This is a genomic window from Antribacter gilvus, assembly GCF_003946865.1.
In the GTDB taxonomy this organism is placed as follows: domain Bacteria; phylum Actinomycetota; class Actinomycetes; order Actinomycetales; family Cellulomonadaceae; genus Antribacter; species Antribacter gilvus.
On record NZ_QXTH01000008.1, the window covers coordinates 209217 to 221697 of the forward strand.

The 12481-nt window shown below is 73.7% G+C and carries 13 protein-coding genes; 5 read left to right on the plus strand and 8 right to left on the minus strand.

Annotated elements, in window-relative coordinates; genetic code table 11:
• Window positions 1–75: 75 nt before the first annotated feature.
• Together D1350_RS15150 and D1350_RS15155 are read left to right on the plus strand one after the other, a co-directional pair.
• Complete coding sequence (locus D1350_RS15150; RefSeq protein ID WP_206074558.1) at window positions 76–1422, plus strand: glycosyltransferase family 4 protein; 1347 nt, start codon at window positions 76–78, stop codon at window positions 1420–1422.
• Window positions 1423–1497: 75 nt separating this feature from the next.
• Entirely contained in the window at window positions 1498–1890 is a 393-nt protein-coding gene (locus tag D1350_RS15155) for a nuclear transport factor 2 family protein (RefSeq protein ID WP_125776856.1), read from the plus strand.
• 9 nt (window positions 1891–1899) lie between these two features.
• On the opposite strand, the gene D1350_RS15160 is transcribed toward D1350_RS15155, so the two are convergent.
• Window positions 1900–2346: a molybdenum cofactor biosynthesis protein MoaE gene (locus tag D1350_RS15160; RefSeq protein ID WP_125776857.1), complete on the minus strand. Its 447-nt coding sequence runs from the start codon at window positions 2344–2346 to the stop codon at window positions 1900–1902.
• The gene (locus D1350_RS15165; protein ID WP_206074559.1) at window positions 2343–3671 is read right to left on the minus strand and encodes a molybdopterin molybdotransferase MoeA; all 1329 of its coding nucleotides are present in this window, start codon (window positions 3669–3671) and stop codon (window positions 2343–2345) included. The genes D1350_RS15160 and D1350_RS15165 overlap by 4 nt, the downstream gene beginning before the upstream one ends.
• Window positions 3672–3765: 94 nt before the next feature.
• On the opposite strand from D1350_RS15165, the gene nhaA reads away from it, so the two are divergent.
• Window positions 3766–5289: a Na+/H+ antiporter NhaA gene (nhaA, locus tag D1350_RS15170; RefSeq protein WP_240644122.1), complete on the plus strand. Its 1524-nt coding sequence runs from the start codon at window positions 3766–3768 to the stop codon at window positions 5287–5289.
• Here the strand turns inward: nhaA and D1350_RS15175 are convergent.
• From D1350_RS15175 to D1350_RS15185, 3 genes are read right to left on the minus strand one after another with little or no spacing between them, the layout of a single operon-like run.
• Window positions 5237–5788, minus strand: a complete 552-nt coding sequence (locus D1350_RS15175; protein ID WP_125776858.1) for a DsbA family protein — start codon at window positions 5786–5788, stop codon at window positions 5237–5239. The genes nhaA and D1350_RS15175 overlap by 53 nt on opposite strands.
• Window positions 5789–5841: 53 nt before the next feature.
• A complete protein-coding gene (locus tag D1350_RS15180; RefSeq protein WP_125776859.1) occupies window positions 5842–6378 on the minus strand; it encodes a dsRBD fold-containing protein in 537 nt (178 codons plus the stop codon).
• Between the two features lie 58 nt (window positions 6379–6436).
• The gene (locus D1350_RS15185) at window positions 6437–8197 is read right to left on the minus strand and encodes an ABC transporter ATP-binding protein (RefSeq protein ID WP_240644123.1); all 1761 of its coding nucleotides are present in this window, start codon (window positions 8195–8197) and stop codon (window positions 6437–6439) included.
• 115 nt (window positions 8198–8312) lie between these two features.
• Here D1350_RS15185 and D1350_RS15190 point away from each other — a divergent pair, with 115 nt between their 5' ends.
• Window positions 8313–9479, plus strand: coding sequence for an XdhC family protein (locus tag D1350_RS15190; RefSeq protein ID WP_125776861.1), 1167 nt, complete (start codon window positions 8313–8315; stop codon window positions 9477–9479).
• Window positions 9480–9516: 37 nt separating this feature from the next.
• Here D1350_RS15190 and D1350_RS15195 read toward each other — a convergent pair whose 3' ends face one another.
• Window positions 9517–9855, minus strand: a complete 339-nt coding sequence (locus tag D1350_RS15195; RefSeq protein ID WP_125776862.1) for a HepT-like ribonuclease domain-containing protein — start codon at window positions 9853–9855, stop codon at window positions 9517–9519.
• Window positions 9852–10382 carry a nucleotidyltransferase family protein gene (locus D1350_RS15200; protein WP_125776863.1) on the minus strand — a complete coding sequence of 177 codons (531 nt, stop codon included), beginning with the start codon at window positions 10380–10382 and terminating at the stop codon, window positions 9852–9854. The genes D1350_RS15195 and D1350_RS15200 overlap by 4 nt, the downstream gene beginning before the upstream one ends.
• A gap of 212 nt (window positions 10383–10594) precedes the next feature.
• Here D1350_RS15200 and D1350_RS15205 point away from each other — a divergent pair, with 212 nt between their 5' ends.
• Entirely contained in the window at window positions 10595–11254 is a 660-nt protein-coding gene (locus D1350_RS15205; RefSeq protein ID WP_125776864.1) for a phosphotransferase, read from the plus strand.
• A 39-nt stretch (window positions 11255–11293) separates the two neighbouring features.
• On the opposite strand, the gene D1350_RS15210 is transcribed toward D1350_RS15205, so the two are convergent.
• Window positions 11294–12457, minus strand: coding sequence for a hypothetical protein (locus tag D1350_RS15210; RefSeq protein ID WP_125776865.1), 1164 nt, complete (start codon window positions 12455–12457; stop codon window positions 11294–11296).
• Window positions 12458–12481: the final 24 nt, after the last annotated feature.

Here is a 12481-nt window from a genome sequence, read left to right on the forward strand (position 1 = left end):
GCCAGAATCGGCTCGAACGTCGCACCCGGCGGCGTGCCGCCCGAACGCCTCGTGCAACGATCCAGGTTGACCGCTGTGACAGAGACTCTCGACGCACCGCCCGGCCCGGCGCGCCCGCGCCCCACCGGTCCCCGCCGCATCATGATCGTCACCGACACCTGGGCGCCCCAGGTCAACGGCGTGGCACGCGCCCTCGGCCGCATGGTCGCCGAGCTGCGGGAGATGGGCTGCGACGTCGAGGTGGTCACCCCCGCCGACGGCTTCCGGACCGTCCCGCTCATCACGTACTCGGAGATCCGGGTGCCCGTCCGCGCGCGGGACGACATCGAGAGGCGCTTCCTCGACTTCGCGCCCGACGCCGTCCACCTCGCGACGGAGGGCCCGCTCGGCTGGACGGCGCGCAACGTCTGCCTGCACTACGGCTTCCCGTTCACCACCAGCTACCACACGCAGTTCCCGGAGTACGTGACCGCCCGCTGGTCGTGGGTTCCGCTGTGGGCGGGGTACGAGTACATGCGGCGGTTCCACGCGACGTCGGGCCGGGTGCTCGTCACCACCCCGACCATGCGCGAGCAGCTGACCGAGCGCCGCTTCCAGAACATCGCGCCGTGGAGCCTCGGTGTCGACACCGAGGTGTTCCACCCGCGCAACCGGGGCGCTGACGGCGGCGTCTACCGCGGGCTGCCCGGACCGGTGTTCGCGTACGTCGGCCGGCTGGCCGTGGAGAAGAACGTCGAGGCGTTCTGCGCGCTCGACCTGCCGGGGTCCAAGGTCGTGGTGGGCGACGGCCCGGCGCGCGCCGACCTCCAGCACCGCTTCCCGGAGGTTCACTTCCGGGGGTCCCGGTCCGGGACCGACCTGGCACGGCACTTCGCCGACGCCGACGTGCTCGTCTTCCCGAGCCGCACCGACACGTTCGGGCTGGTGATCCTGGAGGCGATGGCGTCCGGGACGCCCGTCGCGGGCTTCGACGCTCCCGGGCCCCGGGACCTGATCCCCGGGACGGGCGCCGGCGCCGTCTCGCTCGACCTGCGGGAGGCCGCCCTGCTGGCCCTCACGTGCGACCGGAAGCGCACCCGCGAGTACGCCGAGCGGTTCTCGTGGCGGGCCTGCGCGGAGGCGTTCCACCGCAGCCTCGACGTGCTGCCCCTGCCCGACCGTGCCGGCCGCCTCGTCCAGCTCCAGCAGCTGACGTCGGGCGTCATCACGCGCCTCCCGACGCCGCGGCTCTCCACTCCGGACCTGTCGTGGCCCGACCTGCCCTGGCCGCAGCGCCCGGCCGCCCACCGGTCCGTCGCCGACCGGCTGCACACGTTCAAGCGCGCCGGGGCGACGCGGACGCTGACCCTGACCCGGTCGCTCCCCCAGTCGTTCCCCCGGATCGCGGCCGCGGTCACGCGGGTCACCCGCCGGCCGGACTGACGCCGCGCACACCCCTCCCGGGAGACCCTGCGGTAGCGGTCCTATGCTGAGCAGGACCCGGACGGAGGTGCACCGATGCCCACCGAGGACACGCGCGTGTTCCAGGACCTGCTCGACCGCTGGGCCGAGGCGATCGTGCGGAACGATCCCGGCCTGATCGCGGAGTACGCGCTGCCGGGCTGGCTGCTCGCCGGCGCCGACGGCACCGCGATCGACCTCGACCGGTTCTGCGCAGTCGTGGCGGCCGGCGACCTCAGCCACTCCGCGATGGCCTTCGACGTGCGCCACGTCCGGGTGCACGACGACGTCGCGGTCGTCTTCGCGCGCGGCACCAACGAGGGCCAGTGGCAGGGCACCCCGTTCACCGCCGACGAGTGGGTGACCGACACGTTCGTCCGCGCGTCGGACGGCTGGCGGTGCCTGATGACGACCGTCGCGCCGGTGGCCCCGGGCGCCGTCGGCCCGTGATGCCGCCCCCTACAAACCCACCCACTCCGACTCGCCGTCGGTGAACTGCTGCTTCTTCCAGATCGGCACCTCGGCCTTGATCCGCTCGACGAGCAAGGAGCAGGCGGCGAACGCCTCCGCGCGGTGCCCCGCCGAGGCGGACGCCACCAGCGCCACGTCGCCCACCACCAGGTGCCCGAACCGGTGCGCCGCGGCCACACGCAGCCCTGTCTCGGCGGCGACGTCCGCGCACACGCGGCGCAGCACCGCCGTCGCGTCGGGGTGCGCCTCGTAGTCGAGGCTCGTCACGTCGCGCCCGCCGTCCTCGTCGCGCACCACGCCGCGGAACGTCACCACCGCGCCGCACTCGGGCGCGGCGACAGCGGCCTCGACGGCCCGCGCCGCCGCGTCGTCGAGCACGTCCTCGGTCACCCGGGTCGCGTCACTCTGCCCGACGCCGGAGCTCACCTCGGTCATCGTCCCCACCTCTCGCTGTGCAACGGCCACACCGTCACCTGATCTCCTGGCTCCAGACCCGTCACCTCGGCGGGGACGTCGATCAGCACGTCCGCGGCGGCCATGGAGGCCACCAGGTGCGACCCCGCCCCGCCGACGACCTCGACGAGGTAGTGCCCTCGTCCGACGAGGTCACTATCTCGGCGCTCGTGTCCCGCCGAGGTAGTGCCTCCGTCGGACGAGGGCACTACCTCGGCGGAAGGGCGGAGGCGTCCACGCAGCAGCTGGCGCCTGCTCGCGGGGGACACCACGGCCTGTGCCAGCGTCGCCCCCAGCCGCGGGACCGGCGGCAGCCCCCCGAGCGAGCGCAGCGCGTCGCGGACCAGCACCACGAACGAGACCTGCGCGCTCACCGGGTTGCCCGGGAACGTGAGGACCGGCATGCCGTCGACGACCCCGAGTCCCTGCGGGCCGCCCGGCTGCATGGCGACCGACCGGAAGGTGACACCGGCCAGCGCCTCCTTGACCACCTCGTACGCGCCCTGGCTGACGCCCCCGGAGGTGATCACCAGCTCGGCGCCCGCGGCGCTCGCGGCGGCCAGCGCCGCTCGGAGGGCCGCCGGGTCGTCCCCGGTGCGCCCGGTCGTCACGACGGTGCCCCCGGCATCGGTGACCGCCGCCGCGAGCGCCGCCGTGTTGGCGTCCCACACCTGGCCGGGGCCGGCGGGCTCGCCCGGTGCCACGAGCTCGCTCCCCGTGGAGAGGATCGCGACGCGCACGGGGGCGTGGACGGGCAGCCCGCCGAGCCCGCACGCTGCCGCGGCGGCGACGTGGTGCGGCGCGAGCACCGTGTCGGCGGGGAGCACGAGGTCACCGGGGGCGACGTCGGACCCCGCCTCCCGCACGTACTCCCCCGCCGCGCGGCTACGGACGATCCGCACGCGGTCGGCCGCCGTCGGCCGGTTGAAGGTGCGCGCGTCGGTGTCCTCGACGGGGATCACGGCGTCGGCGCCCGTGGGCACGGGCGCCCCGGTCATGATCCGCACCGCTGTTCCCGGGGCGAGGGGCGCGGGCTCCCCGGGCGCGGCCGCGACCTCGCCGGCGACGGGGAGATCGACGGGGGCATCGGCGGAGGCCCCCGCGACGTCGGCCGCCCGCACCGCGAAGCCGTCCATCTGGGAGTTGCGGAAGCGCGGCAGAGGGCCGGGGGCCGTGACGTCGTGCGCGAGGACCCGGCCGAGCAGGGTGGCCGAGACCGGTACGAGCTCGACGGGCCGCGGAGCGAGCCCGGCCAGCAGCTCCGCCACGTCCTGCCGGTGCTGCTCCACGTCCACGCGATCACTCACGCCCCGAACCTACCTCGCATGACAGGATCCCTTCGGCGCTTGCCCGGATCGACGACCCGGGTGACGCTGTGACCGACAGTGAAGGAGTCCGTCCGTGACCGACCCGTCCGTGGGGATCGCCGCTCCAGCCCTCAGCAGGCCGGGACCGCCGCTCCGCGTCTCGCTGCGCCCTGTCGCCCCGTCGGTGCGGAGGTTCCTCGCCACCGAGTCGGGCGGCGCGATGCTGCTCCTCGCGGCAGCGCTGGTGGCGCTGGTGTGGGCGAACACGGCGTGGTCCGGGGCGTACGACGCGCTCTGGCACACCGAGGCCGGTCTCCAGGTGGGCACGTGGGGCTTCTCGATGGACCTGCACCAGTGGGTCAACGACGCGGCGATGGCCGTGTTCTTCCTGGTGATCGGCCTGGAGATCAACCGTGAGGTGACCACCGGCGAACTGCGCAACATGCGGTCGGTCGCGGTCCCCGCGCTCGGAGCGCTCGGCGGGCTGGTTGTTCCCGCGGTGGTCTACCTGGCCTTCAACTGGGGGACACCGGCTGCGCACGGCTGGGGCATCGTGATGTCCACGGACACCGCGTTCCTCGTGGGGGTGCTCGCGCTGTTCGGGCCGCGCTGCCCCGACCAGCTGCGCCTGTTCCTCCTCACGCTCGCCGTCGTGGACGACATCGGGGCCATCACCGTCATGGCCCTCTTCTACTCGGAGGACGTCAGCGTCCCGGGGCTGGTCGCCGCAGGCCTGATCGTCGCGGCCATCGTGGCGCTCCGCTGGCTGGGCGTGTGGCAGGTGGGCCCCTACGTGGCGGCGGGGGTGGCGCTCTGGGTCGCGGTGCACGCGTCCGGCGTGCACGCGACGCTCGCCGGAGTGCTCCTCGGGCTCCTCGTCCCCGCGCGCCCCGCCCAGCCCGACGACGTCCGGGCGGTGAAGCTGTACGCCTGGCGGCTGGCGCTCGAGACCACCGCCGAGCGCAGCCACCTCACCGAGCTCGCGGCGCAGGCCGCGGTGCCGACCGGGGACCGGCTCCAGCGAGTGCTGCACCCGTGGAGCGCGTACCTCGTGGTGCCGCTGTTCGGCCTGGCCAACGCGGGCGTGCACCTGGACGGCGAGACGCTGCGGGCGGCGCTCACCTCGCCCGTCACGATCGGCGCGGCAGTGGCCCTCGTGGCCGGGAACGCGCTGGGTATCTTCGGAGCGGCCGCGACCGCGCTGCGGGCGGGCCTGGGCGACCTGCCGGGTCGCGTCCGGTACAGCCACCTGCTGGGTGGCGCGATGCTCGCGGGCATCGGCTTCACGATCTCGCTCTTCGTGGCCGACCTCGCGTTCGACGACGGGCCGCTCAAGGAGCAGGCCAAGATCGGCATCCTGGCCGGCTCGCTGATCGCCGCGGTGCTCGGTTCGGTGGTGCTGCGCGTCCTGGGCGAACGCTGGCCGCTCTGCTCGCCCGCCGAGGGCCTTCCCGCCGAGCTCCCGCTGGGGCCGTGGCACGCACCCGAGTCGGCCGCTCCCGGCCCTGCCGCTCCCGGCCCTGCCGCTCCCGGCCCGGCGCCCGCCGGCGCCGGCCTGCCGGCCCTCAGCCCGCAGCGAGCGCCTGCGCCACCGCGTCCTGGAGACGGTCCCGCGTGATCCTGCCGCGGCAGCGCATGCCGTTGACGAACACGGTGGGCGTTCCCTCCACGCCCGCGGCGAGTCCGTCCGCGTAGTCGCGGCGCACCACGTCGGCGCTCGTCTGGGCCGCTTCACCGACCACCGACCCGGGGTCCGGCACGCCGATCGCGGCGGCGTGCTCCACGAGGTCGGCGTCGGTGAGCCGGTCCTGGTGGGCGAAGAGCCGCTGCTCCATCGCCCAGAACAGCCCGGACGCCCCGGCCACCTCCGCGGCGAGCGCCGCGGTGAGGGCGTGCGGGTGCACGGAGAACAGCGGGAAGTGCCGCCACACGAGCCTGACCTGGCCCTCCGACCGCTCCACCGCCTCGTGCAGCACGGGCGCGGTGTCTCGGCACCAGGGGCACTCGAGGTCGGCGAACTCGACGATCGTGACGGGCGCCTCGGGGTTCCCGAGCACGTGAGCCCCGGCCGGGACGAGGAGGGAGGAAGCGGGCGTCTTGGCCGGGTTCTGCGTCATGGTGCTCACCCTGCCGTAGCGGTGTGCTGGACGCCATCCCACGTCGGGAGCGGTCAGCCGTGCACGTGCGCCTTGTGCCCCACCGAGGAGGAGACCTCCTTCTCGGCGACCTCCAGGAGCCGGTCCGCCAGGCGGCGCAGCGCGCGGCCGGCGGCGAGCTCGTCGCCGATCACCGGCACCTCGGCATCCTCCGGCGCCTTGCGAGCGTGGCCCACGGCGCGGAGCGTCTGCGGCGGACCCACCACTGTGGCCTCGGCGGTGGTGCTGCCGGCGCTCTCCACGAGGGTCACCTCGACGTGCCAGGTCAGGGTGCGGCGGCGCGTGCCGTCGTCGGCCACCTCGTCCGCCTGCGGCGCCCCGCCGGACCGGTCGGCGGCCGCCTCACCGCCGCCCGGCACGGTCTCGCCGCCGCCCTGGACGAACGTGTCCGACCCGGGGAAGATCAGCGTCTCCTCCCCCGAGTCCGACCAGCGCACCCGGTACGGCGGCGTGCCGTCCGGCCCGCGGCACTCTGTGATCACGCCGTCGCGGACCGCGCCGCCCACCACCCCCGAGGCGGTCACGATCCGGTCGCCCACTGTTGCTCTCATGTCGGTGCCTCCCTCGCATCCTCGCGACACGGGACACCTCCATCATGCGCCTCTTGACCTAGAGTCGCTGGGCCCGCTCCAGGTCCGCGTAGCGGCCGCCCGCCGCGACCAGCTCCTCGTGCGAACCCACCTCCACGACGCGCCCCCGGTCGAGCACGACGATCCGGTCCGCGGATCGGATCGTCGAGAGCCGGTGCGCCACGACAAGCGTGGTGCGTCCGCTGCGCAGCCGGTCCAGGGCCTCGCGTACCAGGGCCTCGGCCTCCGGGTCGAGCGCCGAGGTGGCCTCGTCGAGCAGGAGCACCCGCGGGTCGCGCACCAGCGCACGCGCGATGGCGAGCCGCTGCCGCTGCCCGCCCGAGAGCTTCGCCCCGCGCTCGCCCACGGTGGTGTCCCAGCCGTCGGGCAGCGCCTCGACGACGTCGAGCACGTTGGCGTCGGCGAGCGCCCGGCGGACGCGTTCGTCGGGAACCTCGCCCAGGCCGTAGGTGATGTTGTCGCGCACCGAGCCCTGGAAGAGCACCGACTCCTGCGGCACCACCGAGACAGACCGGCGGTAGGTCCGCAGGTCGACGGTGGTGGCGTCGGTCCCGTCGAGGAGGAGCCGCCCCGTCGTCGGGCGCAGGAAGCCGAGCGCGAGGTTGAGCATCGTGGACTTGCCGGACCCGGACGGCCCCACGAACGCGACCGTCTCGCCGGGCTCGACGTCGATGCGGACGTCGTCCAGCGCGGGCGAGTCGGCCTCCGGGTAGCGGAAGCCGACGGCGTCGAAGGTGATGCGGCCGCCCACCCGGGCGACGGGCGCCTTGCCCGCGTTCTCCTCGAGGTCGGGCTCGGTGAGCACCTCGGCGATCGAGCGCACCGACTCCGTTCCGCGGGCGATGACCGGGATCAGCATGAGCACCTGCGTGACCCCGCTCGTGATGAGCGCGAAGAACGAGGAGAGCAGCACCACCTCGCCGGGCGAGACGGCCACGACCCCGGTGAGCGACCCCGCCGCCGCGGCGATGAGGCAGCCGGTACCGAGCAGCTGCAGCCCCACCCACGACACCGACGCGAAGCGCCCGTTGAGCACGTCCAGCTCGTACCCGGCGCTGCGCACACCCTCCGCGCCCGACGCGACCCGCTGCGTGGCCTCTGCCTCGAGCCCGTGCGCGCGGGTCACCGGCATGAGCGTGGCCATCTCGCCCACCCGGGCCGCGAACCGCTCGACCTCGCGGCGGAACGTCTCGTTGCGTTCGCGCGAGCGCCGCGCGAGGAGGTACCGGAGCAGCGCGGCGAGCGGGACGGTGAGCGCGTAGACCGGGAGGAACTGCGGCACGGTCACCGCGGTGGTCACCACCGCTCCGGTCACCACCATCGTGGCCGACAGCAGCGGGTGCGTGGCCTGCTGCAGCATCGTCTCGATGTTCTCGACGTCGCGGACCACCTTGGTCTGGATGATCGACGACGACATCCGCGTGTGGAAACCGATGGAGAGCGCCTGGAGGCGGGCTGCGAGGGCGTTGCGGAGGTCGGCACCCGTGCGGCGCACCACGCCCATGAAGAACTTCGTGTACAGCACGTGGTTGGGGTAGTTCTGCAGCAGCGCGAGGAACGCCACGACCGCCCACAGCGCGAGCTCGCGGAGCGGCCCGCCGGCCACGACCACGTCGATGACCTTGCCCGTGACGACGGGCAGGAGCCACAGCGGGATGTCCTTGAGGGCGAAGAAGCCGACTGCGGCGGCGACCCGGCCACGGTGCCGGGCGAGCAGCCGGAGGACGGAACGGAGGGGACGGTCGCCGTGGACGACGTCGGTCAGGGCGTGAGAAGTCACAGTGAAAGGATTCACTACGGGTTGGAGCCTGCCAAGAGGGCGGGTCGGATCGGTTCGACGCGTCCCGTCATCCGCGTGACACCGGCCCGTGACACGCGCGGCGCACAATGGGTCGATGCGGGATCTCCTCCCCTCCCTCCTCGCCTGGTGGCACGCCGGGGAGCGCGGCGCGCTCGCGACCGTCGTGCGCACGTTCTCCTCCGCGCCCCGGACCGCGGGAGCGGCCATGGCCGTCGGCCCGGGCGGGGACGTGGTGGGCTCTGTCTCCGGCGGCTGCGTCGAGGGTGCCGTCTACGACCTCTGCCTCGAGGTCTCCGAGACCGGGGTCCCGGCCCTCGCCCGCTACGGCGTCTCCGACGCCTCCGCCCTCGACGTGGGCCTCACCTGCGGGGGCACCATCGAGGTCCTGGTCACCCCCTTCTCGCGCGAGACGTGGCCGGGATTCCCCGCCCTGGTCGCAGACCTGCTGCCCGACGACGGACGGGTCGCCTCTCCCGTCGCCCTCGCCACGGTCGTGGCCGCCCCGGCGGCGGGGTCGGTCGGGCAGCGCCTGACGGTCCGGACCGGGGTCGGTCGGGGGCGCGGCGGCGGGTCCGACACGGAGGGCAGCCTGGGAGACCCGGCGCTGGACGCGGTGGTGGCCGAGGACGCCGTCGGGCACCTGGCTGCGGGCGAGACGGCGCTGCGCGAGTACGGGCCGCGCGGGGAGCGACTCGGGACCGGGGTGCGGGTCCTGGTGCAGTCGTTCGCACCGCCGCCGCGGCTGCTGGTGTTCGGGGCGATCGACTTCGCCGCGGCGATGTGCCGCGCGGGCCGGCTGCTCGGCTACCGCGTCACGGTCTGCGACGCCCGGCCGATCTTCGCCACCGCCGCCCGCTTTCCGGACGCCGACGAGGTGGTCGTGGACTGGCCCCACCGCTACCTCGAGGCGGAGCTGGCGGCCGGGCGGGTCGACGGCTCCACAGCGGTGTGCGTCCTCACGCACGACCCCAAGTTCGACGTGCCCCTGCTCCGTGCGGCGCTCTCCGGGCTGCCCGACGACGCCTACGTGGGCGCCATGGGATCACGCCGCACGCACGACGACCGGGTCGCCCGGCTCCTCGAGGAAGGCGTGCCGCAGGCGGCCCTGGCCCGGCTGCGGAGCCCGATCGGGCTGGATCTGGGCGCCCGCACGCCGGACGAGACGGCGATCAGCATCGCGGCGGAGATCGTCGCCGCCCGGACGGGCGCGTCGGCCCGGCCGCTGTCGGAGACGAGGGGGCGGATCCACGGGGACGATTGAACGGCGGGCCGAGGACGTGCCGATCGACCGCCCGAGCTCAGTGCTCGCTGGCGAGATCGGCGAGAGCCTTGCGAAGTGCGCCCTCGAAGTCGGCCACGTCGTTCTCGATCGTGTCGCGGATCAACTGAGGGTCGATGTACTCGTACGCATGGGCGATGCGATTCCTCGTCGACCAGATCGCGGGCCGAGCGGGGCCGAAAGCACGTTGTCGAAGGGCCTCACTGGCCTTTGACACCGCCTCGATCGAGGCCCCCAGCCGGAGGCACACCTCATCGAACAGGATCGGATCGTCGAGTGATCCGTGACCGACATGCGACGAGAGCACGCCCAAGTGATGGAGCGCCGACTCGACAGCCCGCCTGTCCTTCTCGCTCACAGTGGGATCGACTCGATCGTCGACGCAACCTCGTCGCGAACAGCCCGAGCCACGACGATGTCCACCTCGCGGCCGAGAAGTCCTTCGAGCTCCGCCTCCAGCGCCCCGAGCGCGAAGAGCCCAGTCCCCGGGTCGAGATCGACCAGCAGGTCGACATCGGACGTAGAGGTCTCCTCGCCTCGGGCAACCGAGCCGAAGATCCGCACGTTGCGCACCCCACGCCGAGCGGCCGCCTCCACGATGGCATCACGGTGATCACGGAGCACGACGCCGAGAAGAGCGCGTTCACCGGGCGATCCGTAGGTCAGATCAATCTTCGGAGGATCCGTCTTCAGGAGTCGGGCGACCTCTGGCTGGCTCCGACCGAGCGCACGACCAATGCGTCGCTGGCTCCAGCCCAACGCGTGCGCCCGCTGCGCTGCGAGGACCAGTTCGCGAGCCGCGGTGGCGCGCAGGCTGGCAGTGCGCTCAGCCGTCTCGCCGAGATGCGCCGCAAGGGCTCGTTCGACTGCTGACTCCTCGTCCATCTCCGCACCTCCGATAGCAGATGCTATCAGGGTGCCGTAGTCTCCGGGTAGTAACGGCACCGGAAGGGGTGCGGGTGACCAGGTACACCGTGACCGCCGAACGCGGAACACGTCACTGGGTCCTCCCATCGACCGAGGCACCTGCTGCGATCTCCGAGGTCGCTCGGCTGAGTCAGGCTGCAGACGACTGACCAGCGGTACCGTTCGGCCTCGTGAAGCTCATCGCCGCAGGCCGCGAGGCCGACGTGTACCTGGTGGACGACGAACGCGTGCTCCGCCGCAACCGGGGCGGACGGTCGGCCGTCGAGGAGGGCACGCGGATCCGTGCGCTGCACGCGGCGGGCTACCCGGTCCCCCGCGTCGGCTCGGTCGACGGCCCGGACATCGTCATGGAGCGCGTGACGGGACCGACCCTCTCCGAGGCGCTCCTCTCCGGGAGCGCCACCGCCGCCGACGCCGCACGGCTGCTCGCACGCCTGCACGACGACCTCCACGCGATCCCGTGGCCGGACGGGCCGCTGATCCATCTGGACCTGCACCCCGAGAACGTCCTCCTCGGTCCCGGCGGACCGGTGGTGATCGACTGGGCCAACGCCCGGCCGGGGCCCGCCGGGCTGGACGTGGCGATGACTCTGCTGATCCTTGCCCAGGTCGTCGTGACGCCGGGGATGCTCGCCGCCGGCGCCACGCTGGCCCCCGCGATCCGGGCCGACGTCCTCGAGGTCATCAGCACCCTCGCGGCCACCGTCTCCACCCCGGCGGCGCCGTTCGTCGACGACGCCGTCGCTCAGCGCCGGCTCGACCCGAACCTCTCCGCCGCCGAGGACTCCTACCTGGGACAGGCAGCCGACCTGCTGCGAGAGCTCGCCTGAGGGCGGACTCCTGCTCGCGGATCCTGGAACATCGACTCGTTATTCCAGGTGAGTGCCGGTAACTGGGAATAACGTTCGCACCAACGCGTCCGCGGCCGCCGCGAGCAGGACCACGGAGACCAGCGACACTGCTGCCGCTAGCCCCAGGGTCACCTCGACATGCGGCGAGGACCCCGCCGAGCCCGCGAGCGTCCCCAGCCCCACCGCCGCCACGCCCGCGGCCAGCACCGCCACAGCCGTCAGCACACGCTCCCGCACCACCAGGTGTCGCGCGGCCTCACGGAAGCCGAGCCAGAGGGCGACGCTCAGGACCACGAGCACCACGCCGAGACCCAGCACGGGGCTGCCGAAGAACGACATCGCGTACCGCACGGCGAGCGCCGGCACGAAGAACAGGACGAGCCCGTGCCGCAGGCTCGCGGCCACGGTGCCGAGCACGGGACCCTCCGGCCGGACACCCGCCAGCCGATCAGGCGCCGCGCTACGGCCCCGCCTCTCGAGGGCCGACGCCCCCACCCGCACCGCGACGAGCACCGCCGCGACCACGAGAACCTCGGCCGCCCGACCGGGCAGCCGCCCGAGGTTGTACAACAGCGCAGTGTCGTAGACGACGAGCACCAGGTAGCCCAGCGCTCCCGCGCTCGCCCCGAAGAGCAGCAGCCCACGAGCGCCAGCGGCATGCGGGCTGCCGGGATCGCCCGGACCGCCCGGACCGCCCAGGTCCCGCCGCGCGACCCGCCCGAGCACCCAGGGCGTCACCACGCAGGAGACCACCCGGACGACGACGTCGGCCGCGGTCCACGGGTTCGGCAGCAGCAGCTCGACCGCGCAGAACACCGCCGTGTGCGCCACCGCGGCAGCCCAGAGCATCCAGCCCGCGGCCACGAACCGGTACGACGCCGGGTCAAGCCACCGCAGCACCGTGAGGTAGGCGAGCAGCACGAACGGCAGCTCCCAGAACGCCTGCACGGTGAGCACCGAGGGCGCGAGGAACTCAGCGGCCGGGAGACGGCCCGCGAGGTCCGCCAGGAACGCGGGGGTCCACAGGTCGAACCACCCGTCCGGGAGGTAGCGGGAGACGAAGCCCGGGTCGCCGTCGTGCACCGCCAAGACGTACAGCGTGAAGGCGACCTGGTTGAGGTAGACCGCCGCCACGACCAGCAGGAGCATCGCCTCGGGTCGCCACCGGCGCGGCTCCGTCATGCCGCCTATGGTGCCCCACCGACC

Excerpts from the sequence above, each read along its gene's own strand:
- D1350_RS15155 (WP_125776856.1), top strand. The coding sequence starts at position 1,498 with ATGCCCACCGAGGACACGCGCGTGTTCCAGGACCTGCTCGACCGCTGG.
- D1350_RS15160 (WP_125776857.1), bottom strand. The coding sequence starts at position 2,346 with ATGACCGAGGTGAGCTCCGGCGTCGGGCAGAGTGACGCGACCCGGGTG.
- D1350_RS15175 (WP_125776858.1), bottom strand. The coding sequence starts at position 5,788 with ATGACGCAGAACCCGGCCAAGACGCCCGCTTCCTCCCTCCTCGTCCCG.
- D1350_RS15180 (WP_125776859.1), bottom strand. The coding sequence starts at position 6,378 with ATGAGAGCAACAGTGGGCGACCGGATCGTGACCGCCTCGGGGGTGGTG.
- D1350_RS15190 (WP_125776861.1), top strand. The coding sequence starts at position 8,313 with ATGCGGGATCTCCTCCCCTCCCTCCTCGCCTGGTGGCACGCCGGGGAG.
- D1350_RS15200 (WP_125776863.1), bottom strand. The coding sequence starts at position 10,382 with ATGGACGAGGAGTCAGCAGTCGAACGAGCCCTTGCGGCGCATCTCGGC.
- D1350_RS15210 (WP_125776865.1), bottom strand. The coding sequence starts at position 12,457 with ATGACGGAGCCGCGCCGGTGGCGACCCGAGGCGATGCTCCTGCTGGTC.